This window comes from Pseudonocardia asaccharolytica DSM 44247 = NBRC 16224 (genome assembly GCF_000423625.1).
In the GTDB taxonomy this organism is placed as follows: Bacteria; Actinomycetota; Actinomycetes; order Mycobacteriales; family Pseudonocardiaceae; genus Pseudonocardia; species Pseudonocardia asaccharolytica.
The window spans coordinates 92,966-105,524 of the sequence record NZ_AUII01000007.1 but is presented as its reverse complement, the minus strand read 5'-3'; the positions used below and the strand labels follow the sequence as shown (position 1 = coordinate 105,524).

Genomic DNA, 12,559 nt, shown 5'->3' with positions numbered 1-12,559 from the left:
CACGGTAGGCAGCCCGCCACTCCGGACCGCGTTATGGCTCCACAACGTTCCTGCGGGGCCGGGCCCGGACCGCGTTATGGAGCCATAACGCGCTGGTGGGTCAGCTGCGCAGCATGCCGCGCAGCACGTACTGCATGATCCCGCCGTGCCGGTAGTAGTCGGCCTCGCCCGGGGTGTCGATGCGGACCTCGGCGTCGAACTCGATCGTCTCGCCGCCGTCCTTGCGCGCGCTCACGTGCACCGTGCGCGGCGTCGAGCCCTCGTTCAGCGCGGTGATCCCGTCGATGTCGAAGGTCTCGGTGCCGTCCAGCCCCAGCGAGGACGCCGACTCGCCCTGTGGGAACTGCAGCGGCAGCACACCCATCCCGATCAGGTTCGAGCGGTGGATCCGCTCGAAGGACTCGACGATCACCGCCCGGACCCCCAGCAGCGCCGTACCCTTGGCCGCCCAGTCCCGCGACGACCCCGAGCCGTACTCCTTACCGCCGAGCACCACGAGCGGCGTGCCTGCGGCGGCGTAATTCTGCGCGGCGTCGAAGATGGTCGCCTGCGGCCCGCCGTCGGCGGTGAAGTCGCGGGTGTAGCCGCCGCTCACCCCGTCCAGCAGCAGGTTGCGCAGCCGGATGTTGGCGAACGTGCCGCGGATCATCACCTCGTGGTTGCCGCGCCGCGAGCCGTAGGAGTTGAAGTCCTTGCGCTCCACCCCGTGGGCGTTCAGGTAGGCACCCGCCGGGGAGTCCTCCTTGATGGAGCCCGCGGGGGAGATGTGGTCGGTGGTGACCGAGTCGCCCAGCAGCGCCAGCACCCGGGCCCCCGAGATGTCGCTCACCGGGGCGGGCTCGCGGGTCATGCCCTCGAAGTACGGGGGCTTGCGTACGTAGGTCGAGTTCTCGTCCCAGGCGAACGTGTCGCCCTCCGGCGTGGGCAGCGAGCGCCACCGCTCGTCGCCGCGGAAGACGTCGGCGTAGTCGCGGATGAACATCTCCTGGGTGATGGCGGTGTCGATGGTCGCCTGCACGTCCTGCGCCGAGGGCCAGATATCGCGCAGGTACACCTCGCTGCCGTCGCTCGCGGTGCCCAGCGGCTGGTTCTCGAAGTCGAAGTCCATCGTTCCGGCCAGTGCGTACGCGATGACCAGCGGCGGGCTGGCGAGGTAGTTCATCTTGACGTCGGGGTTGATCCGGCCCTCGAAGTTGCGGTTGCCCGACAGCACCGACACGACGGCGAGGTCGGCCTCGTTCACCGCGGCCGAGATCTCCTCGGGCAGCGGACCCGAGTTGCCGATGCAGGTGGTGCAGCCGTATCCGACGAGGTGGTAGCCGAGCTTCTCCAGGTACGGCCAGAGCCCGGCCTTCTCGTAGTAGGCGCTGACGACCTGGGAGCCGGGCGCCATCGAGGTCTTCACCCACGGCTTGACCGCGAGGCCGCGGTCAACGGCGTTGCGCGCCAGCAGCGCCGCACCCAGCATCACCGACGGGTTGGAGGTGTTGGTGCAGGAGGTGATCGAGGCGATGACGACGGCGCCGTGGTCGAGCTCGGTCTGCGTGCCGTTCGCGAGCGTCACCGGCACCCGCTTGACGGCCCGCTCGGGCAGCGGCGAGTGGTCGTGGTTGTGCGGCCGGTCGGCGGTGTCCTGGCCGTTGAACACGGCTGGCGCGTCGCTGGCCGGGAAGGACTCGCAGGAGGCCTCGTCGACGCGGCCCTTGGAGATCGCGAAGTCGTCATCGACGTAGTCGGTCAGGGCCTGGCGGAAACAGTCCCTGGCCTCCGTCAGCGGCACGCGGTCCTGCGGGCGCTTGGGCCCGGCGATCGACGGGACAACCGTCGAGAGATCCAGTTCGAGGGACTCGGAGAAGACGGGCTCGCGGGCCGGGTCGTGCCAGAGGCCCTGCTCCTTGGCGTAGGCCTCGACCAGGGCGATCTGCTCGGCGGGCCGGCCGGTCAGCTTCAGGTAGCGGATGGTCTCGGCGTCGATCGGGAAGATCGCCGCGGTGGAGCCGAACTCGGGGCTCATGTTCCCGATGGTGGCCCGGTTGGCCAGCGGCACCGCGCCTACGCCCTCGCCGTAGAACTCGACGAACTTGCCGACGACGCCGTGGCGGCGCAGCATCTCGGTGATCGTGAGCACGACGTCGGTAGCGGTGGCGCCCGCCGGGATCTCGCCGGTGAGCTTGAACCCGACCACCTGCGGGATGAGCATCGAGACGGGCTGGCCGAGCATCGCCGCCTCGGCCTCGATCCCGCCCACGCCCCAGCCGAGCACGCCCAGCCCGTTGACCATCGTGGTGTGCGAGTCGGTGCCGACGAGCGTGTCCGGGTAGGCCTGGCCATCTCTGGTCATCACGACGCGCGCCAGGTGCTCGATGTTGACCTGGTGCACGATGCCGGTGCCCGGGGGCACGACCTTGAAGTCGTCGAAGGCGCCCTGGCCCCAGCGCAGGAACTGGTAGCGCTCCCGGTTGCGCTGGTACTCGAACTCGACGTTGCGCTCGAAGGCGTCGGCGCGGCCGAAGATGTCGATGATCACCGAGTGGTCGATGACCAGCTCGGCGGGGGCGAGCGGGTTGACCCGGGAGGGGTCTCCGCCCAGCTTCGTGACGGCCTCGCGCATCGTCGCGAGGTCGACGACGCACGGCACGCCGGTGAAGTCCTGCATGATCACCCTGGCGGGGGTGAACTGGATCTCGGTGTCCGGTTCGGCGGCCGGATCCCAGCTTGCCAGCGCGCGGATGTGGTCGGCGGTGACGCCGGCGCCGTCCTCGGTGCGCAGCAGGTTCTCCAGCAGCACCTTGAGGCTGAACGGCAGCCGCTCGGCGCCCTCGACGGCGGACAGCCGGAAGATCTCGTACTCGACGCCACCGGCCTCGATGGTTCCCCTGGATCCGAAGCTATCGGTGCTGGCCACGATGGGTGTCCTCCCTGGCGGTGGTAGGCGCGACTGTTCGGTTCCGGAGTCTCGCGCACGGCGCCCTGCCCGGCAGCGTGACCCCGCTCCCCTCAAACAGTACGCCTGTCCTATTAATGGGTCGAGCGCAGGGTGGCGGCGCGGGCTCCCTCGGGCGGTCTCGTCCGCCGCTCGGGCCCGCCCCCTTACCCCATGTGGTGGAAGTTACGCACGAATACCGGTGGGGCTACTGCAACTGGATGCACGAAAGTGGCAGAGTCGGACCACTGTGGAAGTGATCATCGCTGGTGGCCTGTCGCGGGAGGTGTGGTGCGCTCCGGTCGCGTCGTCGTCGTGCTCGTCGTCCTCGCGATGCTGGCCGGGGCCTCGACGGCGCTGGCCCAGCCGCCCACCCCGCCACCCCCGCCGAACCCCAGCGAGCAGGATCTGCAGAACAGCCGCGACGCCGTCGCCCGCCGCGCCGCCGAGGTCGCCCGGCTGACCGGCCGGCTCGCCCAGCTGGACGCCGAGGCCGACGAGCTGCAGATCCTGCTCGCCGAGCAGCGCGAGGCCGCGAACGAGGCGCGCGACGTGCTCGACGCCGCCCAGGCCGAGGCCGCCGCGGCGGCGGCGCGTGCGCAGGCCGCCCGCGCGGAGACCGAGGCCGCCGGGAAGGCCATCGAGGCCGCCCGCCGCAGGCTCGACGAGTTCGTCACCAGCACCTACCAGCTCGGCATCGATCTGGGCCCGCTCGGACTGCTCACCTCCGCGACGGGCCCCGAGGACTTCGTCGACCGCGCCCGGCTCACCGATGCGATCAGCCGGCAGCAGGCGGCGGCACTGGACGGCCTCGAACGCGCGCGGGTCGAGAAGGCGAACGCCGACTCGCGGGCCCGCGCCGCGGAGGAGGAGGCCCAGGCGCGGCGGGTCGCCGCGCAGGAGGCCAAGCAGGCCGCCGACGCCGCGGTCGCGCAGGCCCAGCAGGCGGCCGCCGAGCAGGCCCGGCGACTGGCCGCGGTCGCCGCCGAACAGGCCGACGTCCAGCGCAGGCTCGAGGCCGCCGAGACCGCCGACGCCGGGCTGCGGTCGCAGCGCAGGCGCTTCGAGGACTGGCAGCGCCAGCAGGCCGAGGCCGAGGCGGCCCGGCAGCGCGCCGCGCAGCAGGCGGCGGCCGCGCGCGCGGCGGGCCGGGCCGCTACTCCCGCACCCGCGCCCAGGGCCGGGGCGAGTGCCGTGCAGATCGTGATCGACCGGGCGATGTCGCAGCTCGGCGTCACCTATGCCTGGGGCGGCGGTACCGCCCGCGGGCCGAGCCGAGGCATCCGCGACGGCGGCTACGCCGACCTCATGGGCGACTACAACAAGATCGGTTTCGACTGTTCGGGGCTGATGCTCTACGCGTTCGCCGGGGTCGGCGTGCGGCTGCCCCGCTACAGCGGCAACCAGCACGCCTTCGGCCGCCAGGTCCCGCTGTCGCAGATGCGGCCGGGCGACATGCTGGGCTGGGCGCGCAACGGCCGCAGCTATCACATCGCGCTCTACATCGGCGGCGGCAAGATGATCGAGGCGCCGTACTCCGGCGGCCACGTCCGGATCAGCCCGGTGCGTTACTCCGGGGGCCTGCTGCCGACGGTGTCGCGGGTGCTGTGAGTCCGCTCGGGCGCAGGCAGTACGCCCAGTAGGTGAACTCGTTCCAGTCCAGCGCCGAGGCGACGAACCGGATGGTCACCTCGATCGTCTTCCTGCCCGCCGTCGCGGACGGCGGGATCAGGAACTCCGCGTCGCGCCACTGGCGGAAGGGGTTGCCCCCGGCGACGTACCAGGGCCCGATCACCTTGGCGTCGACCAGCACGTCGGCGCGCTGGTTCGCGATCGTCTGGTCGAACCGCCGCCGCAGCAGCACCCCGTCGTTGTCCGGGTCGATCCGCAGGACGAACCGGCTGGTGCCCCGGTGCGCCCGGCCGGTGTCGGGCACGTCGACGGTGTCGGCGACCCCCTCGTACTGGTAGCGGCGGGAACCGGCCCACCGCTGCCCGCTGATCCGGTAGCCGTGGGCGGCCTCGCTCGCGCGGTCGCCGACGTCGAGGATGTCGGTGAGCACGAGGCGGATCCGCGGCTGGTGGTAGTAGTACGCGAGCATCCAGGCGTCGGTGGTGGTGTCGTTGTGGCCGCCGTGCTCGATGGACACCCGGATCCGCCGCCGGAACGGCACCGCGTCCTGCAGCAGGAACCGGTAGGCCGCGATCCGCGCGGCCCCGTCGTCGAGCAGGTGCGCGGTGTTGCCGCTCATCGGCTGGGTGTAGGGGCCGCGGGCGAAGTACCAGCCGCCGTTGAAGAAGTCCTCGGTGCCGGTCCCGTGGCACGCGGGCGAACCACTGTCGTCGACATAGATGCGCTCGTCGCCCTCCAGGAACCAGCGGTCCGGGCGGCCGGCGTACGAGGCGGTGACCCCGACGAGGTTGCCGCTGCCGGTCACGTCGAGGATCGGGATGTCGCGGCCGGCGACCGACGGGGTCGTGGCGGTGAGGCGGGTGTGCAGGTAGCCGACGTCGGCGAGGTCGCCGGTGAGTGGGTGGTGGCGGAGCAGGTAGCCGACGGCCGCGGTCGGACCCGTGCTCGCGAGCTCGATGCGGGCGTGCCGGCGGAACGGCATCGGCAGGTAGACGTAGAGCCGGTCGGCGGCGTCCAGGCCGACCACGAGCGCCCGGATGGGACAGGACCCGAACCGGCCCATCCCGAAGAAGGCACCGAGGGGGGCGTCCACGCTCGGGGTCGCCTCGCCGTCCCAGTACATCCGGATCGCCAGCCCGTTGAGGATCTCGGCCGTCTCGGGGCCGGTCCGGGCGGCCGTGACGTCCGGCACCGTGAGCATGATCGCGGAGATCGACCGTGGCCCGTCCGCCTCGAAGATCGTCCGCACGGAGCCGGGCCGCAGCTGCCCGACGCCTGCCACCGTGGCCTCGCCGGAGGGCTGTTTCGGGTGGGCGCCGGCGTTCATCCACGCCCGGCGCGCCGGGGTGGTGTCCTCGGCGCCGGTCCAGGTCGTCACGGGGGTGCCGGGGCCGAAGGTGTGGAAGCCGATGTTGTAATAGCGGCCCATGTTGGTCGTGATCGTGATCGCGCGCTGGTAGGGCAGGGGCAGGTAGCAGGTGAAACCGCCGCTGGAAACCGTGTCGTCGGCGACCAGCGGGGCGAGGAACGGCGCGTGGGTGCCGGAGAACAGGTCCGCCAGCAGGATGTCGATGCGCGGCGTGGGATCGTCGTCGAAGTAGACCCGCAACCAGTCCGTCGCCGGATCGAAGCCGGTGACCCAGATCCGGTACACCACACCCGGGCCCCGCTGGTCGAGCATCACCTTCTCGTCCCCGCGCACCCCGAGGAAGTTGTTCCAGTCGTGGTTGCCCCGGCCGGGGCCGCGGGTGTCGCGCTGGTAGCTGGACTGCCCGCCCGCGAGGGTGTGCGGGCGCAGCAGCGGCAGCTGGTCGAGGCGGGTCAGCGCGGCGAGGCCGTGGACCGGGGCACCCGTCATCGCGGCACCGCCGGCCCCTGATCCAGGCGCAGCCGCACGGTGAGGATCTGGAACGGACGCAGCGCCACCGCGACACCGCCGCGGTCGGCGGCGACCAGCCCGGTGGGGGAGACCTCCCGTTCGAGCAGGTCCGTCTGGGTCGCCGCGGCCAGCGGCGTCCCGACCGCGAGCCGCCCCGCCGCCCGTCCGCCCACCGCCTCGTAGAGCCGCACGACGACATCGCCGGAGCGGTCCTCGGCGAGCTTGACCGACTCGACAACGAGGGCCGGGTGGTCGACCCGCACGATCGGCTCGACGGCGCCGCGCCCGGCCACCGTGCGCAGCGCCAGGTTCGCCGCGTAACCCGCCCGCACCGCGTCGGCGATGTCGGCGCCGGCCACCAGGGCGTAGCGGAACGTGTGGCGACCGTGATCGGCTCGCGGATCGGGGAACAGGGGCGCCCGCAGCAGCGACAGCCCGACCTGGGTGGTGGTGGCGGGCCCGGGGCCGCTGGTGCGGGAGACGTCGTGGCCGTAGGTCGAGTCGTTGACCAGTGCGATCCCGTACCCGGTCTCGCCGACGTGCACCCAGCGGTGCCCGCAGGTCTCGAACCGGGCCGCGTCCCAGGACGTATTGCGATGCGTCGGGCGGAACACGTGCCCGAACTGGGTCTCCGCGGCGTACCGCTCGGCGTGGACGTCGAGGTCGAAGCAGGCCTTCAGCAGCTTCTCCGACTCGTGCCAGTCGACGACGGTCTCGAACTCGACCGTGCGGGCGGACTCGCCGGTGCCGAGGGCGAGGCGCTGGGTGAGGATCGAATCGCCGAAGGAACGGCTGACGCTCACCCCGCCGCCGACAACGGCGATCCCCTCGGTGTCCATGAGGTCGACGGCAGTGCGCCGGTAGTGCTCGTCGACGTCCCAGGCATCCCACCGGTTGGGCAGATCCCGGTGCAGCCGCAGCCGGTTCGCGGCGCCGCCGCGCGCCACGACCTCCCGCCCGCACCCGACGTCGAGGATCGAGGTGACGAGCCCCCGGGCGTCCACCCGGACCCGGAGCGCGCCGTTGTCCAGCAGGTATCCGTCGCCGTCGCGCCGCGCCACGACCGGGTTCTGGCCGGCCCGCGGGCGGGGTCGCGCACCGAGGGCGGAGATGCCGTCGCGCGGGTAGGGGGCGGCGTTGAACGCGACCTCGCCATCCCCCGGCCCGAGCAACGCCGACTGGGCGCCCGCGATGATCTCCTCCAGCTCCGCGGCGCAGCGTTCGTGGGCCTGTTCGGCCTCCCGGTGCACCCAGGCGATCGAGCTGCCGGCGAGGATGTCGTGGAACTGGTTGAGCAGCACCACCTTCCAGATCCGGTCGAGATCGTCGTAGGGGTAGTCGATCCGGCCCGCGACCGCGGCGGTGGTGCACCACAGCTCGGCTTCCCGCAGCAGGTGCTCGCATCGCCGGTTGCCCTGCTTGGTCCGGGCCTGGCTGGTGTAGCTGCCGCGGTGCAGCTCCAGGTACATCTCGCCGCGCCAGACCGGGGCATCCGGGTACTCGGCCTGCGCGGCCGCGAAGAACTCCTCCGGCGAGGCGAGCGTGACCCGCGGGGAGCCCTCGAGGTCGGCGGTGCGGGCGGCCGCGGCGAGCATCTCCCGGGTCGGCCCGCCGCCGCCGTCGCCGTGGCCGAACGGCACCAGCGACATCGACCCCCGGCCGTGCTCGGCATAGGTGCGCGCGGCGTGCGCCAGCTCGGCGCCCGACAGCTCCGCGTTGTAGGTGTCCACCGGCGGAAAGTGGGTGAAGATCCGGCTCCCGTCGAGGCCCTCCCACCAGAACGTGTGGTGCGGCATCCGGTTGCGCTGGTTCCAGGAGAGCTTCTGGGTGACGAACCACCGCGCGCCCGCGAGCCGCAGCAGCTGCGGCAGCGCCGCGCTGTAGCCGAACGAGTCCGGCAGCCAACCGACGGCGGGGTCGACGCCGAACTCGGCGAGGAAGAAGCGCTTGCCGGTGACGAGCTGCCGGACCATCGACTCGCCGCCCGGCAGGTTCGCGTCGGGCTCCACCCACATCCCGCCGACCGGCACGACCTGCCCGGCCGCCACGCGCTTGCGCAGCTCGGCGTCGATGCCCGGATAGTGGTCCTTGAGCCACTGGTAGTGCTGGGCCTGCGAGCAGGCGAACACGAACCGCGGGTCGTGCTCCATGAGCCGCAGCGCGTTCGAGACGGTCCGCGCCACCTTGCGGATCGTCTCCCGGACCGGCCACAGCCACGCCGAGTCGATATGGGCGTGCCCCACCGCGACGATCCGGTGGGCCGAGCGGTGCGCGGGCCTGCCGAGCGCCGCGGCAAGCTGGGCGCGGGCGTCCGGCGCGGTGCCGGCGACGTCGTCCGGATCCAGCCGGTCGAGCATCCGCTCCAGCGCGCGCAGCAGATCGTGGCGGCGCGGGTCGCGCACGTCGAGCTGGCGCATGAGCCCGTCGGCGACCGCGACGTCCTGGGCCAGCTCCCAGACCGTCTCGTTCCACACCGCCAGCTCGGCGCGGCGCAGCAGGTACAACGGCCCGGGTGGCGCCGTCGCCTTCTCGCCCATCCCGGTCGGGCGGAACGACCAGTCGCCCGCGACGTCGGGGTTGGCCGCGGCCTCCACCAGGAAGCGCACCGGCCCGCCGGGCGGCGCGTCGACCGGGACGTGGATGCTGCGCGGCTGCACCCCCTTGAGCGGGACGCCGGCGGCGGTGAAGGCGAGGCCCTCGGCCTGGAACCCCGGTATCGGCAGGTCGAAACCGAGATCCACCAGCGCCTCCACCCGCCGACCCACCCAGTCCGGGGGCACCGTCGCGTCGAACCGGAACCAGGTGGTTCCCCATGGCCTGCCCCACCGGTCGCCGAGCCGGGCCGGGTGGAAGTCGGCGCCCAGGGCCGCCGCGACCCCGACGGGTTCGTCCGGCACCTCCCACGCGCCGACCCGCAGCGGCCGCGTCGGCCAGTGGATGGCCGGTTCGATGCGGTCGCGGACGGCCCGGGCGATCCGGTCCTCGGTGAGTACGCGGTCGTCGTGCACGCCGAACTCCCTCCTCCGGCCCGTCCGAGTATCCGCCGGCAACGCCGCGGCGCATATCACGTTTGTGAGATATCGTCTTCGATATGCCCCTGCGTCGCACGTCCTTCCCCGGCCTCCAGGGGATGCTCGACCGCCGCCGCGCGCTGCTCGACGAGCTCGTCGCGGCCCGGCGGGAGGGCGGACTGAGCCAGACCGAGATCGCCGCCCGGATGGGTACGTCCCAGTCGGCGGTGGCACGTCTGGAGCGGGGCGACGTCGACGCCCGGCTGTCCACACTGGAGCGGTATGCCGCCGCGCTCGGCCGCACGGTCGACTGGACGATCCGATCGCCTGAGGAGCCCCCATGAACGACACCTGGCCGCCGCCCCCGCTCCCGCCACCGCCGGGCGAGCCGCGGCGCACGCCGTGGCAACCCGGGCCGCACCCGCAGGCGCCGCTGCCCACCATGCCCCCCACCACCGTCGAGACCGGCCCGGACTGGCTGGCGCAACGGCTGCTCGACCAACGGATCGTGGCGCTGTCGGGCCGGCTCGGCCCGGCCGTGGTCAACCGCGCGACCGCGTCGCTGGCGATCATCGACGCCTCCGGGGACGATCCGGTCGAGCTGCGGCTCTGCGATGTGGACGCCGACCTCGACGACACCCTCACCCTTCTCGACGCCCTCGACCTGGTGAGCGTGCCGGTCCACGCGACGTGCGTGGGCGGCCTCACCGGCGCTGCGGTGGCCCTCCTCGCCGTCGCCGACCGGCGCGTCGCGGGTGCGCGCGCCGTCCTGGCCCTGCGCGAGCCGCGTATGCAGACCAGCGGCCACGCGGCCGACGTGGAGGCCCGCGCCGAGGAGCACCGGCGCAGGCTGCGGCTGCTGCAGGAACGCCTCGCCACGGCCTGCCGCCGCCCGCTCGACGAGGTGGCCGGGGACATGTACACCGGCCGCATCCTCACCGCCGACGAGGCGCGGGACTACGGGCTGATCGACGCGGTCGCCGGCGAGCGGCGCAGGCACTCGCCCGCCCGGCGCTGAGCCGCCCGAATCGCTTTGGTTCACCCCCTTCTCACGCTGGATGCGCTGAAATGGGCTCGTGAGCACGCACCCCGCCTCCCCGGAGCAGTCCGACGGTCCCGCCGGCGACGCCGAGCTGCTCGAGCACGTCGTCTTCGAGATCAAGCGGGTGATCGTCGGGCAGGACCGGCTGATCGAGCGGATGCTCGTGGGCCTGCTGGCCCGGGGGCATCTGCTGCTGGAGGGCGTGCCCGGCGTCGCGAAGACGCTCGCGGTGGAGACCGCGGCGAAGGTCATCGGCGGCACGTTCGCCCGCCTGCAGTTCACCCCGGACCTGGTGCCCGCCGACATCATCGGCACCCGGATCTACCGGCAGGGCCGCGAGGAGTTCGACGTCGAGCTCGGCCCGGTCGTGGCGAACTTCGTGCTCGCCGACGAGATCAACCGGGCGCCGGCGAAGGTGCAGTCGGCGATGCTCGAGGTGATGGCCGAGCGGCATCTGTCGATCGGGGGGAAGACCTTCCCGATGCCCGATCCGTTCCTCGTGCTGGCCACCCAGAACCCGATCGAGAACGAGGGTGTCTACCCACTGCCCGAGGCGCAGCGGGACCGGTTCCTCTTCAAGATCATAATTGAGTATCCAGGGGTCGAGGAGGAACGCGAGATCGTCTACCGGATGGGCGCCGAACCCCCGGTGGCCCAGCGCATCATCGACCCGGAGACGCTGCGGCGGCTGCAGCGGGTGGCCTCGCGGGTGTTCGTGCACCACGCGCTCGTCGACTACGTGGTGCGCCTGGTGGTCGCCACCCGCACGCCCGCCGAACACGGTCTGCCCGACCTGGCGGGCTGGGTGTCCTACGGCGCCTCGCCGCGAGCGAGCCTGGGCATCGTCGCGGGCGCCCGGGGGCTGGCGCTGGTCCGGGGTCGCGACTACGTCCTCCCGCAGGACATCCTCGACGTCGCCCCCGACGTGTTGCGCCACCGCCTGGTGCTGTCCTATGACGCCGTGGCCGACCAGGTTCCGATCGACCACATCATTTCCCGGGTGCTGCAGACCGTCCCGCTGCCGCAGGTCACCGCGCGGCCCCAGTACAGCCCGGCGGGTAGCGCGTCGTGACCGCTGACGCCGCGCCGACCCCGGAGCGGCCGATCGTTGCGGCCGGGTCCGGGCCCGCGGTGCGCCGCCCGGCGACCGCGCCCCCTTCGCTGCGCGACGGCAGGCTCGAGGCGGCCCTGCGCAATCTCGAGCTGTCGGTCCGCCGCAGGCTCGACGGCCTGCTGCAGGGCAACCATCTCGGGCTGGTCCCCGGACCCGGCAGCGAACCCGGCGAGGCCCGGATCTACCAGCCCGGCGACGACGTCCGGCGGATGGACTGGGCGGTGACCGCACGCACCACCGCGCCGCACGTCCGGGAGACCGTCGCCGACCGCGAGCTGGAGATCTGGGTGGTGCTCGACCTGTCGCCCAGCCTCGACTTCGGCACTGCCGCCTGCGAGAAGCGGGATCTCGCGGTGGCCGCGCTCGCCGCGGTCGCGCATCTGACCCGCGGCGGCGGCAACCGGATCGGCGCACTGGTCGCGACCGGCGCGCAGACCCTGCGCATCCCCGCCCGGGGCGGGCTCGCGCACGCCAGGGGCCTGGTTCGGCGGGTCGCCGAGACACCGCGCGCGCCGGAGGGCACTCGCGGCGAGCTGGCCGCGGCGATCGAGCAGCTGCGCCGCCCGCCGCGGCGGCGCGGCCTGGCGGTGGTGATCTCGGACTTCCTCGGCGAGCCGACCTGGGAGCGCGCGTTACGGGCGCTCTCGGCGCGCCACGACCTGCTCGCCGTCGAGGTGCTCGACCCGCGGGAGCTGGAGCTGCCCGACGTCGGCACGGTCGTGCTGGCCGATCCGGAGACCGGCCGGCAGCGCGAGGTGGTCACCTCGCCGCTGCTGTGCCGGGAGTTCGCGGCGGCCGCCGCGGCGCACCGCGACCGGGTGGCCGCGACGCTGCGCCGGTGCGGGGCCGCGCAGCTGACCCTGCGCACCGACTCGGACTGGATCGCTGACATCGTGCGGTTCGTGCTGGCCCGCAAACGCGCCTGGTCCGGGGGTGGCCGGTGACCCGGTGGCGCGTG

8 protein-coding genes are annotated in these 12,559 nt (G+C 73.0%); 5 read left to right on the top strand and 3 right to left on the bottom strand.

Translation table 11 applies throughout. The features are described from left to right. Window positions 1-100: 100 nt before the first annotated feature. Complete coding sequence (locus G567_RS0110610; protein ID WP_028929972.1) at window positions 101-2,905, bottom strand: aconitate hydratase; 2,805 nt, start codon at window positions 2,903-2,905, stop codon at window positions 101-103. A gap of 309 nt (window positions 2,906-3,214) precedes the next feature. Here G567_RS0110610 and G567_RS0110605 point away from each other — a divergent pair, with 309 nt between their 5' ends. Then, window positions 3,215-4,534 (top strand): NlpC/P60 family protein, encoded by a 1,320-nt coding sequence (locus tag G567_RS0110605; RefSeq protein WP_245585620.1) that lies wholly within the window; start codon window positions 3,215-3,217, stop codon window positions 4,532-4,534. On the opposite strand, the gene G567_RS0110600 is transcribed toward G567_RS0110605, so the two are convergent. Together G567_RS0110600 and G567_RS0110595 are read right to left on the bottom strand one after the other, a co-directional pair. Continuing rightward, a complete protein-coding gene (locus G567_RS0110600; protein WP_028929970.1) occupies window positions 4,479-6,413 on the bottom strand; it encodes a glycoside hydrolase family 172 protein in 1,935 nt (644 codons plus the stop codon). The genes G567_RS0110605 and G567_RS0110600 overlap by 56 nt on opposite strands. Continuing rightward, entirely contained in the window at window positions 6,410-9,442 is a 3,033-nt protein-coding gene (locus tag G567_RS0110595; RefSeq protein WP_028929969.1) for an alpha-mannosidase, read from the bottom strand. The genes G567_RS0110600 and G567_RS0110595 overlap by 4 nt, the downstream gene beginning before the upstream one ends. 83 nt (window positions 9,443-9,525) lie before the next feature. On the opposite strand from G567_RS0110595, the gene G567_RS0110590 reads away from it, so the two are divergent. The 4 genes from G567_RS0110590 to G567_RS0110575 are packed head-to-tail and all read left to right on the top strand — an operon-like array spanning window position 9,526 to window position 12,545. Next, window positions 9,526-9,789, top strand: coding sequence for a helix-turn-helix domain-containing protein (locus G567_RS0110590; RefSeq protein WP_037056738.1), 264 nt, complete (start codon window positions 9,526-9,528; stop codon window positions 9,787-9,789). Beyond that, window positions 9,786-10,463, top strand: a complete 678-nt coding sequence (locus G567_RS0110585) for an ATP-dependent Clp protease proteolytic subunit (protein WP_211223891.1) — start codon at window positions 9,786-9,788, stop codon at window positions 10,461-10,463. The genes G567_RS0110590 and G567_RS0110585 overlap by 4 nt, the downstream gene beginning before the upstream one ends. 58 nt (window positions 10,464-10,521) lie before the next feature. Then, window positions 10,522-11,559, top strand: coding sequence for an AAA family ATPase (locus G567_RS0110580; RefSeq protein ID WP_028929966.1), 1,038 nt, complete (start codon window positions 10,522-10,524; stop codon window positions 11,557-11,559). Window positions 11,560-11,591: 32 nt separating this feature from the next. After that, window positions 11,592-12,545: a DUF58 domain-containing protein gene (locus G567_RS0110575; protein WP_028929965.1), complete on the top strand. Its 954-nt coding sequence runs from the start codon at window positions 11,592-11,594 to the stop codon at window positions 12,543-12,545. Window positions 12,546-12,559 lie beyond the last annotated feature (14 nt).